Origin of the sequence: Candidatus Methylomicrobium oryzae, from assembly GCF_016745425.1 — a bacterium.
Taxonomy (GTDB): Bacteria; Pseudomonadota; Gammaproteobacteria; order Methylococcales; family Methylomonadaceae; genus Methylomicrobium; species Methylomicrobium oryzae.
In genome coordinates, this window is the sequence record NZ_JAERVK010000018.1 from 1 (window position 1) to 21,380 (window position 21,380).

The 21,380-nt window shown below is 47.2% G+C and carries 15 protein-coding genes; 14 read left to right on the forward strand and 1 reads right to left on the reverse strand.

Annotated features, from left to right (window positions below):
• Positions 1-336 precede the first annotated feature (336 nt).
• Positions 337-1,377, reverse strand: a complete 1,041-nt coding sequence (locus JJL52_RS17650; protein ID WP_202053815.1) for a tyrosine-type recombinase/integrase — start codon at positions 1,375-1,377, stop codon at positions 337-339.
• 591 nt (positions 1,378-1,968) lie between these two features.
• Here JJL52_RS17650 and JJL52_RS17655 point away from each other — a divergent pair.
• From JJL52_RS17655 to JJL52_RS17720, 14 genes are all read left to right on the forward strand, one after another.
• Positions 1,969-3,477, forward strand: a complete 1,509-nt coding sequence (locus tag JJL52_RS17655) for a YfjI family protein (RefSeq protein ID WP_202053816.1) — start codon at positions 1,969-1,971, stop codon at positions 3,475-3,477.
• 221 nt (positions 3,478-3,698) lie between these two features.
• Positions 3,699-4,577 (forward strand): ParB/RepB/Spo0J family partition protein, encoded by an 879-nt coding sequence (locus JJL52_RS17660; RefSeq protein ID WP_202053817.1) that lies wholly within the window; start codon positions 3,699-3,701, stop codon positions 4,575-4,577.
• A gap of 915 nt (positions 4,578-5,492) precedes the next feature.
• Entirely contained in the window at positions 5,493-6,512 is a 1,020-nt protein-coding gene (locus tag JJL52_RS17665; protein WP_202053818.1) for a YagK/YfjJ domain-containing protein, read from the forward strand.
• A 227-nt stretch (positions 6,513-6,739) separates the two neighbouring features.
• Positions 6,740-7,093: a hypothetical protein gene (locus tag JJL52_RS17670; protein WP_202053819.1), complete on the forward strand. Its 354-nt coding sequence runs from the start codon at positions 6,740-6,742 to the stop codon at positions 7,091-7,093.
• A 417-nt stretch (positions 7,094-7,510) separates the two neighbouring features.
• The gene (locus tag JJL52_RS17675; RefSeq protein ID WP_202053820.1) at positions 7,511-7,801 is read left to right on the forward strand and encodes a hypothetical protein; all 291 of its coding nucleotides are present in this window, start codon (positions 7,511-7,513) and stop codon (positions 7,799-7,801) included.
• 5 nt (positions 7,802-7,806) lie between these two features.
• Entirely contained in the window at positions 7,807-8,481 is a 675-nt protein-coding gene (gene queC, locus JJL52_RS17680; protein ID WP_202053821.1) for a 7-cyano-7-deazaguanine synthase QueC, read from the forward strand.
• Positions 8,465-9,130 carry a 7-carboxy-7-deazaguanine synthase gene (gene queE / locus JJL52_RS17685; protein ID WP_202053822.1) on the forward strand — a complete coding sequence of 222 codons (666 nt, stop codon included), beginning with the start codon at positions 8,465-8,467 and terminating at the stop codon, positions 9,128-9,130. Before queC ends, queE begins: the two co-directional genes overlap by 17 nt.
• 514 nt (positions 9,131-9,644) lie before the next feature.
• The gene (locus JJL52_RS17690; protein ID WP_202053823.1) at positions 9,645-10,052 is read left to right on the forward strand and encodes an integrase core domain-containing protein; all 408 of its coding nucleotides are present in this window, start codon (positions 9,645-9,647) and stop codon (positions 10,050-10,052) included.
• 63 nt (positions 10,053-10,115) lie between these two features.
• Positions 10,116-10,358, forward strand: a complete 243-nt coding sequence (locus tag JJL52_RS17695; RefSeq protein ID WP_236994340.1) for a 6-pyruvoyl trahydropterin synthase family protein — start codon at positions 10,116-10,118, stop codon at positions 10,356-10,358.
• Between the two features lie 400 nt (positions 10,359-10,758).
• The gene (dpdE, locus tag JJL52_RS17700; protein WP_202053824.1) at positions 10,759-14,046 is read left to right on the forward strand and encodes a protein DpdE; all 3,288 of its coding nucleotides are present in this window, start codon (positions 10,759-10,761) and stop codon (positions 14,044-14,046) included.
• The gene (gene dpdF, locus JJL52_RS17705) at positions 14,043-16,634 is read left to right on the forward strand and encodes a protein DpdF (protein WP_202053825.1); all 2,592 of its coding nucleotides are present in this window, start codon (positions 14,043-14,045) and stop codon (positions 16,632-16,634) included. The genes dpdE and dpdF overlap by 4 nt, the downstream gene beginning before the upstream one ends.
• Positions 16,631-17,554, forward strand: coding sequence for a protein DpdG (dpdG, locus tag JJL52_RS17710; protein ID WP_202053826.1), 924 nt, complete (start codon positions 16,631-16,633; stop codon positions 17,552-17,554). Before dpdF ends, dpdG begins: the two co-directional genes overlap by 4 nt.
• The gene (gene dpdH, locus JJL52_RS17715) at positions 17,551-20,655 is read left to right on the forward strand and encodes a protein DpdH (RefSeq protein ID WP_202053827.1); all 3,105 of its coding nucleotides are present in this window, start codon (positions 17,551-17,553) and stop codon (positions 20,653-20,655) included. Before dpdG ends, dpdH begins: the two co-directional genes overlap by 4 nt.
• The gene (locus tag JJL52_RS17720; protein ID WP_202053828.1) at positions 20,652-21,374 is read left to right on the forward strand and encodes a hypothetical protein; all 723 of its coding nucleotides are present in this window, start codon (positions 20,652-20,654) and stop codon (positions 21,372-21,374) included. Before dpdH ends, JJL52_RS17720 begins: the two co-directional genes overlap by 4 nt.
• Positions 21,375-21,380 lie beyond the last annotated feature (6 nt).

Consider the following 21,380-nt stretch of genomic DNA (forward strand, 5'->3'; position numbering starts at 1 on the left):
TCTCTTTTTTCATCCCCCTGATTTGGGGCCGCTGGGGAATTTATGCAACAAAGCCCCTACAACTCATTAAAGGTGAAAAAGAATTAGCCACATAATGATTAGCATCATTAATGTCAATTTCAGGCTCTATAAACCGATCCACATTACATAGATCAATCAACTCTTGAAACTCTTTTTTTGAAGGAAACATTGGCTATTTCATATGTTATTGGGGTAACTGAGCGCTCTGCTTAATTGAAAATTCTCACTACAATGCCTCAAGCAGAAAGGCTAGCCAGTCTGGCAGATAATGGATTTTTCCTTTGACGTACACATCATAGACTGGCTAAAACCGGGCTATAAGCTAATTGATTTGCTCATCGTATCATTCAATACTTGAGATTTATGTGCCGTTGATAAATGCGTATAACGATCGGTACTGGCCAAGCTCTTGTGGCCGAGAATTTCAGCAATTTCTTTCAATGTTCGTCCGTCCCGAGCCAAAGTTGAGGCGGTATCATGGCGTAAATCATGCCAGCGGAACTGATGTATGTTGGCTTCCTTCAAGCATCTGAACCATTGTTTCCGATAGTCAAAGGGTTTGTTTGGGTCCGTGCTAGAAGGAAACAACAATCCGTTCCCGATTTCCCGATGTTTTTTCAGTTCATCCATTATGACTGTGGGGATAGGGGTATGGCGAGGCTGACCGTTTTTGGTGTCGGCTAAAAGTGCCAGTCCTTTATCGAAATCGATATCGCACCAGCGCAATTGATCCAATTCGCCTTTCCGCATGCCAGTGGTCAAGGCCATCAGTACTTTCAGGTAAAATTTGCCGCCAATCGCTTGCCCGGCGCGAATCAAACGCGGCTTTTCCTCGTCAGATAAATAACGGACTATTTTGTTATTCAGGGGTTGAGATCGGACTTTCTTGCAAGGGTTTTCGTCGATGTACTGTTCGCTAACCAAGTCGTCCTCTTGCTGGCGGGTCGCAAAATCGAGGATTGAGGACAAAACGGCCAAGTAACGGTTATAGGTTGCCGCAGCTTTCGAACGATGGAGTTTGAGTTTGGCGCGAATTTCATCGGGTGTGATGTCGGACAACACGGTTTTACCGAATTGATCGCCCCACCATTTGACTAACCGGGCACGGTCATGGTCCTTGCCGGTCCACCAAGTCATGTACTCATCGGCCAGACGGTCAAAGGGAATGGTGCAAGGCCGAACGCCTTTGGCTTCGTATTCCTGATATTCAAGTACAGAACGAGTGCCCCAAGTGCGGGCATCCTGTTTGCGGCGGAAAGTTTTGGTCTTGATGCCTTTCCCGGATCGGGTAAGGATGGTGCGGTAACGAGTTTCGCCGTTTTTGAGAGTAACCTTGATAATGTGGAAATTAAGCATCTGTGTTTCCTCGCGATTGAGGTTAAAAACAAGACTACCATTAAAATCACTGTAGTCGATGGTTTTTAGTACACAGCTACTGAGGCTTTTTATCCTTAAAAGCCCTTTAGTATCAAAGGTTTAAGTTGGTGGGTCGTATTGGATTCGAACCAATGACAACCGCATTAAAAGTGCCTTCGCTGATTTTTATTCCATTATTTATCAATAACATAAAGTTTGGCTTTTCGTTCGCAAACCTAATAAAGCCTAACTGAGCCTACATTAAAATCGTCAAAAAATCGCCAGCCATCGTTACTGATCTTTGGTTTAGCGCATCCTTCCCCTTCGCCTGATTTTGGTCAGCGAGTCGTTATAAAACTGTCCAATAACTCTTACCAAGCCTTCCCGCGTCTTTAGGTCTTCTCTAATTTTTTAAACAAGTTCTCTTTTTTTCAATCAGCACTTTGTTACCAACCCCTCCGGAAGATCTCCGGAAGATTGGAGTCCTTTTGTCGAATAGCATGGTATCGCTCTTTTGGCACCAAACCATCCCGTGTTGATGTGGTGACAGAAGGCAATCTTTATTATTGACTCTATAACAAGGAGAAATTTATGCGTATTCCAAATCCGAATCCATTTCCAATTGATAATTTCCCATTAATTATGAAAAACGCTATTCTGGAGGTACAAACCAATGCTGGTTTTCCGATTCCATTGATCGCGGTGTCGGCCCTTGGGCCTGTTGCCGCTGCCTGCCAAAATTTAATTGACGTTGAACTACCCATCGGGAGCGTATCACCTACGTCGCTATTCCTGTTGATCATTGCTGAATCCGGCGAAGGTAAGACTCCAGTCGACCGACTCTTTGCTAAATCACTTCGAGACTTTGAAGAAAACGAGGCGAAGAAACTCCAGGCAGTAATCCCTAAACTGAAGGCGCAGAGGGAGTCTTGGGAAATTCAACGGCGAGAAATTTTAAGAGCGATAAAAATAAACCGGAAAAATGCCTTAAGACAAAATGATCCCGAGGAAAATGATTTACTCGACAAGGAATTTGAACAGCTTCAACAATCATTAGAAGATCACCTTGCCAATGAACCAAAGCGGGCACGACGAGTTAAAATTTTTCACAACGACACGACGCCAGCCAAGATGTTGTCAGATTTGCACGAAGTTTGGCTATCCGCTTACCTGAACTCGGATGAAGCCGGGAGCATTTTTCGAAGTCGTGCTATGGCTGATAGAGGGATGATTAATCAGCTGTGGGATGGAGCCACGCTGACTGTTGACCGAATTAGTGCGCCGAGTTTTCAGGTAAAAGATGCTCGACTTTCCATCTCTTTAGCCGTTCAAAGTGGTGTGCTAAGAGATTTTTTAAACGACCGGGCGACAGATTTTCGGAGTATTGGCGCTCTGGCTCGCTACCTTGTGGCTTGCCCAGTTTCTACAAAAGGAACGAGGATATTGGATGATCGGCCTCAATTCACTGAACATTTAACGGCTTATCAACAGCGTATAACTGCTATTTTGGAACATGACAAGCTGGAGATGGACAATGGAAGAAAAGAAAGGAAAGTTCTCATATTTTCGTTAGATGCGAAAAAATATTGGTTCGATTTTAAAAATAGTATCGAATTGGACCTAATACCAGGACGATATTTATCAGACATTGATGATTTTGCATCGAAGATCACAACGAATCTAGCGCGGATCGCGGCGTTGTTTCATCATTTCGAAGGACACGAAGGCGATATCTCACTGGAGACGATAAGCCGTGCTGGGGCTTTGTGCAATTGGTTTATTCACCAGTTCAAGAGTTTGTTTTCATCATTGCCAGAAATTCCACAAGAAGTTGCGGATACCTATGAAATGGAACGATTCTTATGGGATTGGTGCTCTCGGCATCAAGGTCATTCATATATCCTAAGGTCTCTGGTCAGCCAATATGGCCCTAATCGCTTGCGCGGGGCTTCTGGTAAAGGACGTAGAGCATATGCCCTCGATCAACTGGCTATGCAAGGCAAGATTTGGTTGGAGTTTCATGGCAAAAAAAGCTGGATTAGATTAAACCCCCAATATTTCCCAGTGAACGTTGCACTTCTGCAGTATCAATCTTATTAACTCTTTAAATTCCAGCGATAATAAAACCGCCGAGCCAATTTAGGCCGGCGGTCTTTTTATACCTATGGATCCGTTATGTGATTAAAAATAATTACGTACACGATTTGACGAGTTAATTCGTTTAAAGCCCCTAACAGATTTTATGCAATATAGGCCGGACAAGCTCTTAATGCTGCCAATTTATGGCCTATTAAATTCAAACTCCATTAGCTTCTAAAAATATGATAAATGCAACCTTAAATTTAGGAATACTTGCTAGTTCTCCTCAGACTCTACCAGTGGGCAAACATTGTTTAATCAATGTGGACCAGATAAAACCTAATCCCCACCAACCACGTACCCATTATTCCAAAGAATCATTAGACAATCTCGTACACTCAATTCGAGAAAACGGCTTACTTCAGCCTATCATTGTTCAAAAAACAGAAACTGGCTATCAACTCATCGCTGGCGAACGGCGATGGCGAGCTCATCTGATTCTGAATAAGCCACAAATCGAAGCGATAGTCAGGACAGTTGACGACCAAAACCAAGCAATTTATGCCTTGGCAGAAAATATAGTCCGGGAAGATTTGAGCGATTACGAAATTGGTAAGGCAATTCGAAGCATCGAGGATGAATTTCCAAACAAAAAAAACCTCGCAGCGGCGATCGGTATTAATCGTACCGATATGTACCGTTATTTGGCTTTTGACAGCCTGCCCGAGTTTATCTTGAACGACCTCAATGGAGCGCCGACATTACTATCACGTACTGCGGCAGAGCAGATTAAAAAGATGTTAGGCCAGCATAAAAATTCCGACTCAGTAGTTTCATTTTTAGAAACTGCGTGGACTTTACTCAAAGAGGGGGAACTTCAACAAACCCAAATAACTCGATTTATTGAAAAGAAACTCCAGGAAGTCTATGAGCTAAATCAAACTGCCACTGAAAACGTACTTCTGAATGAAAATGGCAGTCAGCTTGGACGAGTAAACCAGACAGAAAAGTACTGGACAGTTCATTTGAATGTTGCCGGGGTTAATGAGCATCAACGGGAACAAATTCTTAATTTCATCCGGAAACTCCTCAATGAACAATCCGGAAGTGTCGCAAGTTGAGACACCATTTGCAGCACTGACCACATTTTTAATTAAGTCCCACTGGATTCACCTGCTAATACCGCTAATTTAGCGGATTTAGCAGGAAATTTTGGGAGCATCCATGGTTTTTTTCAGAAATCAGGAATGTCGAAAAATTACGATTCGAAAGCATCATTCGAGGGCATAAAGATCGATCTGTTGTTTTTGAATGCCTATTCCTAGGAAATTCTGCAGCAAGTCCAACTTCAAAAACGCCTAGCTTTTCAATCTAAAACCACCACAGACGCTGCTGGCCAATACACGACTAACCGCTTCACGGCGATGAATATTGCTGGACTGGCGTAATCATATCGGATTCGATGACAGTTTTGCGATTTTAATCGATCACCGATCTTTGATGATTGGAACCTGTAGTGGTTTTCAATCGGCAGATGGCTTGTTTGGTGCATTTTAATCAGAAAATCTTATTCAAATTTTCATGGTTTCTTAAGGGACCGATTGTTTTCCATGCAGGCAACAATTGAAGATGCCTTCAGGATAGCGGTAAATATTTATAGTTATGCATATAGTATGGACATGCACTAACTAGGTATAAAAAACGGATTTCACTTTTACTAGCGATCAAGCATTCAACTACTATCGCTATAAAGCATTTAAAGGCATTTTTATCAGGCATGAATTTTGGTTTTTATGTTATTAATAGTAAAGCACTCCAGCATTCATTATTAACATATCTTTCTCAATCTTTAAACCCTGAAAAGATCAGCCCTTTTAATAATTAATATATATACAGAATTGAGAGAACGAATCAGTCTCGCATAGGATTATTAGTTATAAGAGGAAGATGAATTGCACAAAACAATTCATCAATAAAATATCAAGGCAGTGCAGGTTCAAAAAACACTTTTTATCAACTTCAAGCGAAGGGTTTTTATGAACACATTATCATTCAGCGAACAACTTTCCCACATCGGACAATTGACTCAAGTCATCACTAATCAACCGAATGACCCGTTATACGTAGTCATCGATCAAGGAAATGGCGTATTGAAAGTTAAAACCACGAAGTTAGCGAAATCCATCGAGTACACTGTGGAACATTATCTGTACGAGATCATGGAAGGGTTTCAAATTCATGGTTTTCATCCCTATGTAAGCATATTTGTTAACAACGCTTTGGACTGTAATCTACGATCAGCGATAGAACTTCAACGCTCGTTGAAAAAAACAAACGACTTGTATCAGTTGGGTGGCGACTATGACGTAATATTAGATCTCATCTTCAGAATGAAGACCTTTGTTATGAAGATACTGGAAATTACCGGGAGCTTCGAGTTCAAGAAATTGATCGATAAGGCAAATCGCACCGCAAATAAAAACCATGAAGGGATGATGCGCTATATCGATTCCTTGTTCGAGCATTACTCTCGATTGGTCGTCATTAGGCTAGATTTGTATGAGGATAGTCCCATCATGAGTCAAAGTGATATCGAAAAGAAATACTGGCAAGCGAAATACCACTTTAAACGTCTACTAAACAACGCCAAAATGAACTGTTTATTCGATGCGATGGTGGGTTACATTTGGTCCTTGGAATATGGACCAGAGCGGGGATACCATTATCACTTTGTCTTCTTCTTTGACAGCTCTCAGGTCATAGACGATGTCTACCTTGCTTGGCAGATAGGCGAATACTGGAAAGGGGTTGTTACGGACGGACGTGGTTCCTACTGGAACTGCAACGCTGAAAAGAAGAAATACCCTCATCTTGGTATCGGCATAATCCATCACAGTGATGTTGAAAAGATCAACTGCCTGAAACGAGCGGCTGCGTATCTGGTGAAAGTCGATCACTACGTGCGTATGCTGACACCGGATAACGGTAGAACCTTCGGTCGTGGTGAGATACTACCTCCCAGAACAGGAACAGTTGGTAGACCAAGAGCCGCCTAATACGTTTCGTTCAGTGCAAATTGTCGTTGGCATCCACTTGCTTGATTCATGGATGCCAACGACATTGATTTAAACATCAGTATCCAGCAACAGGATCAACACATCCTCGTTGTCAACAAAACCCCTAATACTATGGGGAATGTACACCCCGATTCTTACCGTACGTCTGGAGAACACTATCAACAGGCGGGCGTGTATTTCCAAAACCCTTAGCTAAGAGAACGAACATGTATCAAGACAACCGTGATAAATTTGCAAGATTAAGAGCCCTGCAATCAGGTCAAACGTCTGATAACACCAGTGATGACGTTAGATTTTGGAGCTTTGAAAAAGATGGCGACATCCTGGGAACCATAAAAGGGTTCAAGAGCTTTACGCATCCCGTGTACGGTGATCAGCATACCGTAATAGTGCGCCTTGCGGACTCGGATGAGTTGGTTTCGGCTTTTTTAACTGGCTACTTACAGCAAGGCATGGAGCGTCAACAAGCCGCAGAGGAGGACTTGGTTCTAATCCGGTATTTTGGTAAACAACCGGGTGAGCGATTTAATCGCTTTCAACTCGAGATTCAAAAAACCTAAATTTGGAATGCAGTAACTGACATAGTAACGGGCGGTGGTGAGTAAAGCTTAAATCATCACCGCCTAACTGAACGGATTTGATTTGGCAGCTTAGCCCAAAGAATGGGTATGAAGCGGATGCTTTGTCCTTTCTCCGATGCCATTTTGCGGCATAATGGATTAAAGATCGGCAAAAAAGATTATTTGGGGAATGTTGGATAGCCAGAAACTAAACAACCACCTGCTAAAGCAGGTGGGTTTAAATAACGGACTGAAAGTCCGGATACACGTCGCCTAAACGACGCGTCTTAATCGGGCTCCATTTTGAAATTGTCGTTTGGTTTTGGCTCAAAATGATGATGTCATGGGCAAAAAACTGAGGTTAGTTTAATCACCCAATGTAAAATAACGCTATAAGAAAGCTAATCGGACATAAGCATGACTTCTTCACTCATACAATTTTCAGGCTGGGTTCCTGCCGTCGTATTTCCGTTAGCCTGCCTCGCACAGTTAGTAAAAATACTACGTGAACAATCGGCCGACGGGGTAAGCGCCATGGCCTGGGTCGCCTTTGGCTTAGCCAATATAAGTTTGTATGTTTATACAGAGAAATACGCGTCGCTACAAACGATCATCGGAATGTTGGGGCAAGCAGGGATCGACTTCTTGATAGCTTTTTTCACGTTCTATTTCGGCCAGAAATTACAGGTCAAACAACAAATCAAGTGATGTCTATGCAAAACAACAAGGTTGTCGTCATCTATTCTGGAGGCATGGATTCATTCACTGTGCTCAACAAAGCGTTGCAAGACGGCCTGGAAGTTTTTCCGTTAACCTTTAATTATGGTCAACGCCATGTTAAAGAAATAGTGTTTGCTGATGCGGTTTGTAATAGATTAAACCTTGCACATGAAATAGTTGATATTTCGGCAATTAACCATCTATTGCAAGGCTCTGCTCTGACTTCTGATATAGATGTACCAGAAGGACATTATGTCCAAGACAGTATGAAAGCAACGGTTGTTCCGAACCGCAATATGATTATGCTATCTCTGGCCATTGGTTATGCCGTTTCAAAAGGAGCAAATAAAGTCTATTTTGGCGCTCATTCTGGTGATCATGCGATTTACCCTGATTGCCGACCCGAATTTGTTGAAAAAATGAATGCGGTTGCAAAAATCGCGAATTATCAACCCGTTGAAATTACCACGCCTTATTTGAACCTAGACAAGGGGCAAATTTTAGCTGATGGCCTGAAAATGGGTTTGGACTATAGTCAGACCTGGACATGCTACAACGGTCGCGACAAAGCATGTGGGAAATGCGGCGCTTGTGTCGAACGTCTCGAAGCTTTTGCTAACAATGGTGCAATCGATCCAATAGTCTACGAAGATGCCCAGTCCTTATAAAATCAAGGAAATTTTTTATACTTTACAAGGCGAAGGTGCCCACACTGGTCGACCTGCGGTCTTTTGTCGATTCAGCAAATGTAATTTGTGGAGCGGCAAAGAAGAAAATCGTGCTGAAGCAATCTGTACGTTTTGTGATACCGATTTCATCGGCACTGACGGAGTGAATGGTGGTCTTTATGAAATACCCCTAGATTTAGCCAAGAAAGTTTACAAACTTTGGCCAAAACAGAGTAGCGAAAGACCTTTTGTTGTTTGCACGGGCGGAGAACCTTTGCTTCAGATGGATAGGCCTTTAATTGACGCTTTTCATCAACAAGGTTTCGAAGTGGCAGTCGAAACCAACGGCACCTTACCCATACCGCAAGGGATTGACTGGGTCTGTGTAAGTCCTAAGGGGCAATCTAAAATAGTTGTGACCGATTGTAATGAGCTGAAACTGGTTTTCCCCCAAGACAATGCAATGCCTGAGCAATTCGATTACATAAAAGCCGATTATTTTTATTTGACACCAATGTCCGTTCCGAACTCAAAGAAGCCTGGCAATCTTGCACAGGACCCTCATACGCAACAAACAATTCAATACTGCCTAGACCATCCGAAATGGCGATTGAATTTGCAGACTCATAAATTGATCGATATCGCATAATCGTCATTCACATCAATACCAATCTAAAAACACTTAAATTCTTTAGTTAATGGAAATCTATAAGTGTAAGAATTTCTAGCGTTGTTTACAGTATTTTGGAAAATACTGTAGATGAACATTCACAAACGCACCCGCTTAACCTTACTGGACCGCCAGGAAATCTGGCAGCTTTATCAAACCCGGCGCTGGAAAGTCACACAGCTGGCGGAACGCTTCCGCGTCAGTCGACCGACAATTTATGCTGTGCTGAAACGCGCCCGGCTGCAGGCATTTGCCCCGCGTAACAGTACCAACCATCGCTTCAAAACTCTGCAGTATGGCCTTAAGTGCTTAGCCAAGGTCGAACACGCGATCCAGGATCGCCTAAAACAGGCAGCGAAGCGCTACAACAAGGCCTATCCAGGCGAACTGGTCCACTTTGATACCAAGCGGCTTCCCTTGCTGAAAGGACAGTCCGCCAGTGAGCCTCGCGAGTACCTGTTTGTCGCTATCGATGACTTCTCCCGGGAGCTCTATGCCGAGATCCTGCCCGATAACCCAGGACAGCGCTGCCACTTTCCTAGCCCATGTGATCGCTCAGTGTCCGTATCAGATCGACTACACTTACTCGGACAACGGCAAAGAATTCAAAGGCACACCCGACCATGTCTTCGTCAAAACCTGTAGGCAGCACGGCATCGGCCAGAAATTTACCCGCGTCAATCGCCCTCAAACCAACGGCAAAGCCGAACGGGTCATTCGCACACTCATGGAGATGTGGCATCACCAGCAGATCTTCAAAGATTTAGCTCATCGCCATATCGAGCTTAACCGCTTCATTAATTTCTACAACACGGTGAAGCCTCATAAGAGTTTGAATAACGCCACCCCTTATGAAATACTCACTGCTTACTTCAATCAACCTCTCTGTAAACAACCCTGAGATTTCTTACATGTGTCAGACTGCACGGACATTCTTTCCATGTGCGTATCGTTGTAACCGGTAATGTTGGCGAAACAAGTGTCTGGGTCATGGACTTTGCAGACATTAATTAAATCAATTGTTAAGCCAATCATTAATCAACTTGACCATTATTACCAGAACGAAATGGAAGGCCTAGAAAATCCTACCAGTGAAAACATAGCAAAATGGATTTGGAACAAACTCAAGCCGAATTTACCTGAACTGGGACGCATAGAAATCAAGGAAACTTGCACTTCAGGATGCATCTTTAGAGGTAACGATTAAGCGCTTAGCAATAAATCGCCATGCATTAAAATAGCGAGATGTTAAATGCCGAGAATGCGATGGTATGAGCGTAATACCGATTGAGCATTGAGCGAAATCGAACGAGAACAACTGTGTTTTTCAATACTATCTAAATGCTAATCGAGACTAATGAAAGTATAAGTTAGCGTGCTAATCGACGTATTAGCCAATAACAATCTAATTCGTGCTGTGTTGAACGGTTTACTGATTGCTGGGTTGACACTCATAACATTGCGTGAGAGACATCGGTGATCTTATAAAACATCCGACACAACATCGAACATCATTCGCCAATCAATTTTTAGATGCTGTACAATATGGTCCAATCCCCAAATACGAAACTACTGAAAGTATCCGATTGATCGAGGAAAGGTAAATTTTGTTTTGTACCGTACATAATGCAGAAAAAGACGGATTTGGAAAAATCATTCACATTGAGGGTCAGTGGGTTGTCGTCGAGTATTTTGATTCGCCGGCCATTGAAAAGCATCCCCGGGTGAAAGTTCCACAAACGTCAATTACACCGAAACGATTAGGATGCAATACACGCGTGTTCATCTTCGACGAAATATCGAACCAGTGGCGTATCGGTAGGGTTCGACATGACGACGGCGAAGGGATCGAAGTCCGTTTGGCACACAAGCAGGATTTCTATATGCCCTATGAACGGGTTTTTGTTCGATGGAAGCGCCCAATCGAGGATCCCGTTGACTTCCTGGGAAATTTCGTTACCGAAACACCCCAGTATGCCGAGGCTCGCTCTGGATTTATGAGAAATTATGTATTTCAAAGGGGCGCAGCATTCGGAATTTCAGCCTTACTATCCTCGTCGATCGAACTCGAATCGCACCAAGTCGAGGTGGTCCGGCGCGTCTTGACCGACCATACCCAGCGTTATTTGCTCGCTGATGAAGTCGGATTGGGAAAAACGATCGAAGCCGGAATCGTCATACGCCAAACCGTGCTCGACGACATGCGCAGTCATCGGATACTTGTCCTAGTTCCTCCCGAATTGGTAAGCCAATGGCGTGAAGAACTGATCGTACGCTTTGGGCTTTTAGATTTCCTCGACGAATCGGTGTTTGTGCTTCCCCAGGAAGACAGCGAGAAATTGAGGGAGGCTTTCAGTAACCTTTCCTTGCTGGTTATCGATGAAGCACACCACTTAACTGCACCCAATGCGGCGGAGTCCGTGCAACGCGTGTACTGCCTAGTGAGGGAGATGGCACAACGAGCAGAACGCCTGCTGTTGTTATCGGCGACACCGATTCTGCGTAATGAAGGTGGATTCCTCCGCATGCTGAACCTTTTGGACCCAGTGGTTTACCCACTTGATGACCTAGACGGCTTCCGTTCGAAGGTCTCCAACAGGCAAGCATTGGCCGAAACTGTCGCCGCTCTCGATCCCAACAATTCGTTTTTCATGGATTCGGCTCTTGACGACCTGTTGAGTCGACTTCCGAACGACCCCCGATTAGCCGAGTTAACGCGGAAGCTAAAGGAAAAATTACTCGACATACCGGAAGAGACCGATCCGGAGTTTTGCGCTGCCGTGAGGCAGTTGAGAGCCCATATTTCCGAAACCTACCGACTCAACCGGCGCATCTTGCGAAACCGCAGGACGCAAATCAAGGGATTGACGCCGGAGCGTAAAGGAGCCGAACTTTGGCAAGTGGAAGATTCATCGATGGAACGGATCGAGTCCGCTCTAGAGAATTGGCGAGTAGATGCATCCCCGGCGGCAGGTGCGATGGGTACGGACAGGGCTTATGAACTCGAGGAATTTTACTTGGAAGCTGTCCGCTCTATCTTCGAAGGCCTTCCTGGGTTCCTGCGGGTCTGTGTCCAACGGTTGAATGCGATCGACAGCGGTACCTTGGTGCCATTCGATGGCGAACAGTCGCTACTCAACTCCATAATCGGGACCATTGACGTCGAGTATTGGATGGCCAATCGTCTCGAGAGGTTGTACCGGGGATTGGAGTCGCTTCCAGAAGCGTCCAAAGCCGTAATTTTTTGTGCCAACGAAAGGAGCGCCGACCAAATCTTCCAGTATCTGAATGATCGACGGGGCAATGTGGTCCGGCACGGCGTTGACGAAGAGTCCGAACGCACGGAGGGGTGTTCTTGGCAAGAGTTCCTGACCAATCCGGCGATTCGTGCCACCGTTTGTGACCACCGTGCAGAAGAGGGGATAAACCTACAAGGGGGGAACAAGGTCATCGTCCATTTCGACCTGCCTCTTCAACCCAACCGAGTTGAGCAGCGCATGGGGCGTGTTGATCGCTACGGCTCTGGTAATCCGGTACCTTCCTACGTGCTTCTCGACGGGGGAACTCCGCTCCAAATGGCGTGGTTCCGTATCCTTGACGATGGTTTGAGCGTGTTCGACCGTTCAATCTCCAGTCTGCAATACCTAGTTGAGGATGAAATTGCATCCTTGGACTGTACATTGATCCACGAGGGATCTGAAGGATTCGACGCCCTGCGTGAGCGCTTGGCAGGACCAACCGGTGCTGTAGCTAGAGAGTTACGTCTCATTGATCAGCAGGATGCCTTAGATCAGTTATCCCCGGTTCCCGAACTGGAATTGGAAGAGTTATTCGATGCGGATGCGGATTGGAGGGAAATCAGCGACGTAATGACTTATTGGATCGAGAAAACACTTCTGTTCGAGAAGGTGAAATTACCTCGCCCAAATGGAAAGCCTTCAGTCGATGATCCTTTCCGTTTCCATTATTGCTCTCCCGACAACGGGACTGGTCAATCGACCCTAATTCCATTATCCGAGTTCATCGACGATTTTCTGGGCGCCATCGACTTTGACGCACCGGGCAACCGGTCGACCCGGCCGCAATCTTATCCCTATGTCGCCCACAGACCTTCGGCGGTCAAGCGCGGCGTGCGTCCGTTGCGTTACGGCGCCGAGTTCGTGGAGTCGATCAGGTCGTTTTCGGAGTTGGATGTTCGTGGTCGAAGTTACGCCATGTGGAGACAGATATTCGGCCAATTCCAGTCAATGGAAATCCGCTCCTGCTTTCGCTTCGATTTCCTGGTCGAAACGTATTTAGACGAAGCCCTGGCTATACTTGCGAAAGAAGGGTGTTCCGCGAACGAATCGGCGCAGTCGTCTATCGCCCGGCGAGGCGACGCGTTGTTCCGTCCAGTCGTTATCCAGGTTTGGCTGGATGAAGAAGGCGATGAATTGCCACAGGAATTTATCGAACGGTATCTGGCTGCACGGTATGCAAAGGAAGGTAGTAATGGATACATCGACAAAAATCTGGACATATCATATTTGAATGCTTTTAAGAGATGCTCACCGGATATCTTCAAGAATTGGAACGAGCGGTGCGAACGCATGCGCGACAAGGCAAAAGTTATCGTGGAATCCAGGTCGGAACTATTAAATCGACAGAAAGATTCGCTTGGAAGGGCGTTAGCGGAAGATGAAATCCGCTACGCCCAGTTACAGACTCGTATCCAGTCGCTTGATGGCAGGGAGGCGACTGCCGAAGCGGAGCAACTGGTACTCGAACAAACCCTCAACGAAGCGCTTCACCGAGGCATATCTTCCCCTTCGATCAAGGTTGACGTCGCCGGGGTTGTTTTTCTAACGAGCGAACCCGTATCTCTTATAGAGGGATACCTAGAGGAAGATCGATGAGTTTCGACCTCAACGACCTGCAGGCCGTTCTTGCAAACTGGCCTTCGGTGGCTTATTGGCCCGACAAGGTTGAGGACAGTCTCCTAGACCGAATTTGCCAGGTGCTTTGGGTTGCTCATGGCAGTCGAAGACCTGGTCAGTGGCACGGTGACTTACAACCGTTAGTTCGGCACGCACTGCTGCGCGCAAGCAAGACTGCCAGAACGACAATCAATTTAAGAGTGCCCTCTGACAATGGCTGGCCGGATGCGCAGAGTTGGGCCAAGCACGGCATCGAAGTTTTGGAAGTTGGACCTTCCGCCTTTCTGCTGACGGCGCAGGAGTGGCATCCAGATTGGCTCGGTAGTGGTGAGGGAGGGGTTTTCTCGGATGCTTTCTCCGATAGAGAGGTCCGAAAAAAAAGCTTCTGCCCTGCTGACCCTTTCGTGAGGGATGCAACCGGGTTCGAAATGTATTCATGTCCTGGGCAAAGGGAAGCGGTACGGGCCGCATTCCTGATGCCGGAGGGGGATACCCTACTGGTAAATTTGCCTACCGGATCCGGAAAGAGCTTGGTTGGACAGGCGTCCGCCCTAGTCCATAAGGAAGCCGGCCACCTTACACTTTTTGTGGTTCCCACGGTTGCATTGGCTCTGGATCAGGAACGCGCGATGCGTGCGTTGTTTCAGCGCCAAGATCCTTCCCGTGCTGATTGGCCGCTTGCTTGGTCCGGCGGTTTGTCTCAGGAATATCGCACGGAAATTCGGCAACGCTTACGCAATGGCACGCAGCGCATCTTGATCACCTCGCCCGAGGCGCTTACGACTTCGTTGCTACGTGCAGTTCTGGAAGCAGCAACTGCAGGGATGATTCACTACCTGGTGATTGACGAAGCACACCTGATTACTCAATGGGGGGATGAGTTTCGTCCCACCTTCCAAGCATTGTCTGGTTTGCGCAGCAGCATGCTAAAGCGGGCACCAAGGGGTTTTCGAACCTTGCTCATGAGTGCAACTTTTACGGAGGAGACGGTAGATACATTGGCTAGCCTTTTTGGTCCTCGGGAGCGAGTGCAAATGGTGTCAGCCGTACATCTGCGACCTGAGCCGCAATATTGGTTTTCCGGCGCGAGGAGTATTGAGGAAAAGCAGGAACGCGTCTTGGAAGCATTGCGACATGCGCCACGACCTTTCATCCTTTATGTCACAAAAAGGGACGAAGTAAGGCAATGGAATTCAATCCTTCGCCAATCCGGAGGACTTTCCAGAATCGCCACATTCGACGGCAAGACCCCTCCCTCTGAGCGACTGAGGATCATTCGCGAATGGGCCGCAAACCGTCTCGATGGCATTGTTGCTACATCTGCTTTCGGTGTCGGTCTCGACAAGGATGATGTTCGGACCGTCATACACGCTACAATCCCCGAGACGCTGGATCGGTATTACCAGGAGGTTGGGCGCGGCGGTCGTGACGGCAAGCCGTCCGTGAGCCTGATGGTCTTTGAAGATGCCGATTGGAACTTGCCCAAGCGCCTCGCGAAACCAAGGATTATTTCAGACGAATTAGGCTTTAGTCGTTGGAATGCAATGTATCGATCTCGCCGCGCGACTAGTGAGGAGAACTTATGGGAAATCGATATAGATGCCGTTCGAACTGGACTGCTTGGCGGGAGCGAGGAAAACGTCAATTGGAACATGCGAACCTTAATCCTAATGGCAAGGGCCAGACTGATAGCGCTCGAACTCGAGAACAATCCTGATGAAACGCTCGAAGAACCGGGTGAGGACGCATCTTCGCTGTTGGCAGCCATTGCCAATATGAGAGTGCGAATCCTTGATTACGGACACCTTACAGAACGCTGGGAAGAGGCAATCAGTGCTTCGCGTTCTGCTACGCTACAGGCTGCAGGCCGCAACTTGCAGATGATGCATCAACTCCTTCCTGGTTCGTCCAGGAAGGAGGCTCAGGTAGGGAAGGAGGTAGGGGAAACGCTTTGCCAGTTATACCGCATCACGTCTCCGCAATGGCCTGTGTATGTGAGCCATGCATGCGGTGGCTGTCCTAGTGATCGCTTCGAACCAATTGAGCATGGCCATTATGCGGAGCCTGTTGCAATACCGGTCAATCGTGTAGTTACCTCTAGGCCTGAGGCGTGGTTGGAGAGATTTCCATGGCTGGATCCCTCTTTTGTGTTCGTCTTTTATGATGAGACACAGCCAGAGTCGACAATCCGTCAGGATTTTATTCGGTTCGCGGCATGGCTCGTTCAGTGTTGCGGAGTACGCGAGATTTCCATCAATCCCGCCTCTTCCTTTGCACAACTTCCCGAGTGGAACGGACTTTACAAGCGTGCGCGGGACAAGGTGGTTCTGCATCGTTCGTTGATGGAGTTCGATATGGAACCCTATTCCCCTCTCGCCCGGATGACTTTACTGGATCCAGACGCATCTTTGGAGCTCGTCCAAAAAGTTCAGATGCTGCAACGACCTTTTCACTTGGTACTCCTTCCGCTCGCCCTGCCCGATCCTGGGAATAGACAGCGCCGCTTGTACGATGTGAGTCCGAATAAAATACGACTAGACGACTTGATACAAGAGATCATTCAATGAGTATCCTTAACCGTGAAAGCGACGGCCTCTATTCTATTCTTCTGACACTCGTAACTGCTCTTATTCGGGAAAAAGAAATTTCGCGAGATGATCTGATCAGTACTTGGGGGCGAATACCACCACAAGAGGATGGGAAAGATCGGCTAAGCCGTCTCCGAGGGACGCTAAATCGTTGGATCGCACTCGGTTTATTTGTCGAAGACGAAAAATACGTTAGTCTTGCCTTCGATCCCAAAAAAGGCGAGTCGGTGGAGTCCTATCTAGTGCGAATTCCGGCAATATGCCGTGAACTTGCTTTTCGTTCGGAACATGGCAATCCATTATGGCCTGAGGGCGACAAAGTCACTGAAGAAGACTTGGGGGTGACCGCCGACCTATGTCGTGGATTGGCATGGTGTCTTTGTCAGGACATTTATACACTCCCAACTTCTTGGGATCGCGGGGTCAATGATCTCATCAAATATCAGGTAGTGCCTGGACGTGCAATTATCCAGAATAACACCCGTTGGAATGGATTGGCAGATTGGGCTCGATTCTTGGGGTTTGCCGTGGATACCAGAGCGGGCATCTTCTTTGATCCCACGACTGCTGTTCGGTCGGAATTGGACAGTTTCATGAAATGTGGTGTACAGATTCCTGCGGAGGAGTTCGCCTCGCAGTTGGCTTTTCGTTTACCCGTGTTGGATACCGGATCATATCGAGTTGAGGTGGAACGGGCGCTTCGACCCGAAGCCTGGTCGGAACCTCCTACCGGATCTCTGTCAACTGCACTGTCATTCGCTTTGCGGCGGCTTCAGAAACAGAATGTTATCGACTTGAGAACCCTATCAGACGCCAACTCCAAACTGACGTTGACCAGACAAGGGGGGCGGGTTTGGGATAGCTTCACCCACGTAAGTCTGAAGGAGAAGTTGTCATGAGCCTACTGAAGTATTGGCCTACCGCCGACCAAATCAACGATTGTATAAAGCACGAAGCTGAAGGGGCGCACGACGCCGTATTGCTGGCTGCCCACCGGCCTTCACCACTTAGTTACAAGCAGATTTCCTCCGGTGAGAAATTCAATGCCAGCGAAGAGGAACTATTCGAATATCTGATTTCCAAAGACGTGCCGTCTGGTGCCCACGTCGTGCCCATCACGGGAGTTTCTGGTGTCGGTAAGTCGCACATGGTGCGTATACTGAATGCCCGTTTGCAAAGTTTGAATGGTGACCGCAAGTATGTAGTGATCCGCATTCCGAAGAGTGCAAGCCTGCGGAAAGTTGTAGAACTGATTTTGGAAAAGCTTCCGGAAGATGAATACGCCCAAGTGAGGATGGAATTCGCAAAGGCGCTGACTGAGGATCTCGACGTAGAAACTGCGGTCGTACGGTTCCAAGGGGAGTTGAACGTCGCATTGGGTCAGTTGAGCAAGGCATTGGAAATCCGGGCACGGGAAAATCCGAGCGATTCCAAGTTGAGGGCTCAATGGGGGCATGCGCGCGAACTACCTAAGTTTTTGGCAGATCCGGTCCTTGTTGACCATTTTTGCGAGAGAGTGTTTCCTCGGTTCGTCCGGCGTGCTATCGCAGGAAGTCTAGATGCCGAAAACGAGGCATTCGTGAAGGATTTCATTCCTGACGATTTACTTCTGCCAGATGATCTTGATCTTACCAAGGCAGCCCATTCGACTAAATTTTACTACACCGGAAACCTACTGGTTCGCGACAGAGAAGGGATGCGTGTGGCCACTCGTCTGCTTAACGAGAATAAGGTTGTTGATCAGGCCATCCGTCAGTTGTTCAACCTACACCAAGCATTGGGTGGCATGACCCTGCAGGATGTCATACTTGAGATTCGTCGCCGCTTGCTTGTAGAAGGCCGGGAGTTGGTGATTTTCGTAGAAGATTTCAAGGCACTTACCGGGATTCAGGACATATTGCTTAATGTCCTGATCCAGGAAGGTGTTCGGGACGGGGTTCAACAATTAGCCACGATGCGATCGGTTATCGCGGTCACAGACGGGTATCTAGATCGCGCGGATACGATCGCGACCCGCTCTAAACGGGAGTGGAGGGTGGAAAGCGAGTTATCCAGTCCAGAGGAGGTTTTTAGTCGCACCAAGACCTTGGTTGCAGCGTATTTGAACGCCGCTCGATGGGGGTTCAAAGAATTGGTGCGCCACTTCGAAGCAAAAGGTGATGCGGGTGTTGACCAAAGCGCGTGGATTGGCCCTTACGTCGATCCTGATGACGATGAAACTCATCTTCTGGAAGCCTTCGGTTCCAAAGACGGAATTCCGCTATTCCCATACACTGAACAAGCCATTGAACAACTAGCCCGAATAGCACTTACTCGTAACGATAAACTAACGTTCACTCCGCGTTTCATTATCGATAACATTCTCCGAACCCTTCTTTTGCAAGGTCGTCCAGTCTTTGAGAGAGGGCAATTTCCACCCGTCAGCATCAATGCGCCGAGGATGGAAGCAGAGATTGATCAGTGGTTGGCGTCGCTGCCCGTTTCGGTTGAAATCAGGGAGCGCTATCGGCGTGTCGTAGCCATCTGGGGTAATACGCCGCGGAAGGTGGCAGAAATAGGCTATATCCCTAAAGAAGTGTTCGATGCGTTCAAGTTAGACCGCCCGAATATCGTGTTCCAGAACCCACCTGAGCCGAAATCCCCAGGGACGAATGTAAAGGACGGGCCAGCACCTCCACCACCTCCACCACCCAGAACGGAGGATGCTTCCCTGATTGAAGCGCTTGAAAAATGGGTTCAAGGTGAGCGCTTGCCCCAAGGCGTGGCCAACCAAATCAGAAATTCAGTCGCTGATGCGCTAAATGACCGCATTGATTGGAATGCCGAGCGATGTGCGAAGATAGAGAAGATCGTGGAAAGATCAAAAATTTCGATTCCAAATGCAATGGGCGAAACTACGATCGATAAGAACCCTATTATAGTTGCGGACGATCATACTGACCCTAATGGGCAGCTACGCTCCGAATTGGCTGCGGTAACACGTCTCTACGGATTAAATTCAGGCAAGGTTTCTTATGCGGATGCCGATGACGATATGATTTGGGTGGGCAACCTTGTTGACCGACTCATGCCCCAAACGCTATCCCTAATCCGCGCCGAAATGCAGCAGAGACTTGGTGTAACCCTAAGACTTCTACAGACAAATAGCCAAATATTGGGCTTGATCGCTCGTGGTAGGACCCCCGCTAGTCTTGCGCCCTTTTTATTTGATGACGTTGAAAACTCAACGAGTCTTCCTTTGGATTGTAATCAAGCCTTCAAGGATTGGTACGCATTGAAGGGGGCAGCGCTCCGTGTCCGCCCTGAATTGATCCCAAAGGTTGTGTCTTTCTGCGGAAGCTTCCAAGGTGACAGCACCAAGACTCCATATGCAATTGATATGATTAGACTTTCGAACTCACTACAGTCTGAGGTTGGATCAATAAGGCCTGGTGATCTTGGTTTTACGGCTGATTCAGTGGGATTACTCCAAAATGAGTTACGCGAATCCGTTGTGAAGATAAAAGCTAAAAATGTACTCAAAGAGGCGACCTCTATCCGAACTACTCTCATAGCTGAATTTGGGGAAAGCTTCGATAAACAGGAGATTGTTGATGAGTTCGAGGCGCTGGCAGACCAGTTAGGTGAATGCGGTGCCTGGTCGGAGCAAGAAATCGGTATGGGCAAACTTGCTTTCAAGAACCGTTGCAAAGAATTCCGAGGCGTAGCGGTGCGCGAAGCTCTTGCTACGCTTTCGATTGCAGGTGAGGAAGGTACAGAGCAAAGTGATGCCCAGCTGCTGAGTCGGATGGGTCGACTCAATGTCAATCCGCTTATCGTTGCAGGCAATTTCGTGGAAAAGGCCCACTCGGTGGTTCGTGTCGCATTACGTCACGCCAGTACGGAAGAAAGGAAATTCGAAGGCGTTAATCCTGACGCGGAGGCAGCAGAAATTCAGTCGGTGTTACAGAATCTGAGTTGCGAGTTGGATTCCTTTGCGGTGAAAGGAGAGGCGTCATGATGCTCGACGAAGCTAGAATTGCGCGCGAACGCCTAATGTGCGCCGAAGCGGCCAAACTTAACGTAGTAGAAGCTCGAGAACTCGCTAATAAGAAATACGAACTTCGCGAACTGGTGAAAGTGGTCAAGTCTTTAGCTGAGCGACGGGAGTGGCTTCAACAAGGCGGTGTTCCATTGTCGCGGGCGCCTGATGTGGATAAGGCTAAACAATTGTGCGACAAGATCCTTGTCCGCTTTATTGAGTCGCCCAAGAACGACACCTTGGTGCGCAATAGAGGATGGATTAACTTGTTGGACGCCTTGAAGGCATTCAAGATCGAGGAAGAAACACAGCAGAAACAGGATTGGAAGGAATACTTCGCATGCAAGTTGTTTGGAGGAGTACCGCCAGAGCAGCGCAAACAAACCCTCACGCTGTCGTTACCGGTGAATAAGAGTGCTTTTGAACGCTATGAGCATATGTATCGGCTTGTCAGCCAATACAAAAGCGCAGTACCCAATTCTAAAGAGCAGTTGATCAACGTTCAGACTTGGTCTGAGCAACTGGCTGAAATTAATAGCGAGTTTGTGGAGAACGACGATGTGCCTGTTGCAGTACGGGCATTTTTCTCAGCCACCGCTACGACTCACGGAGCCAGTCTGGAATTGTTGACTGAAGAAGTGATCACGTGGCTCCGTGCTAATAATATGCTTAACAACTACGCCGTTCGGGCGCGTTAGTCAGAG